At 62.2% G+C, this 503-nt stretch carries 1 protein-coding gene; it reads right to left on the bottom strand.

The annotated features are described in order from the left end of the window. A partial coding sequence (locus NKJ08_RS38920; RefSeq protein WP_352786445.1) for an AMP-binding protein occupies positions 1 to 503 on the bottom strand: 503 nt, incomplete at both ends.

The raw sequence follows: 503 nt of genomic DNA, 5'->3' as shown, positions 1-503 counted from the left end.
CCCACCCACGCCACACGATCACTCGAGCTGAACTGCGCATAGCCATTGTTGATGACGAGCCGGTTGACCGCACGGTGAGCAACAACAACCCCCTTGGGAAGGCCGGTCGAGCCGGAGGTGTACATCACGTAAGCAGCAGCCTCGGCGCTCAATGCCAGGCCAGGATCGGCACTAGACCCAGTCCCAGCCATGAGCGGCTCAATGGCCAGAACAGGGATCGTCACCTCAAGCAGATCATCATCGTCACTCTCGCTAAGCACCAGGCGCGCAGCACAATCGGCCATCAGCCATTCTTGTCGCGCAGATGGAAGAGCGCGATCGACCGGCACATACACTCCCCCCGCCTTGAGGATCGCCAGTTGCGCCACCACAAGGGCGACGGAGCGGTTCAGCACTGTCGCAACGCAATCCCCCGGCTTCACACCGAGCCCGATCAGATGATGCGCCAGCCGGTTGGCTCGCGCGTTGAGCTCGCCATAGCTCAGGCGCTCGTCCTCATGGAC

Source organism: Mesorhizobium sp. M0244, assembly GCF_040321795.1.
In the GTDB taxonomy this organism is placed as follows: domain Bacteria; phylum Pseudomonadota; class Alphaproteobacteria; order Rhizobiales; family Rhizobiaceae; genus Mesorhizobium.
The sequence above is the reverse complement of the archived record's forward strand: the minus strand, read 5'-3'. Positions and strand labels throughout refer to the sequence as shown.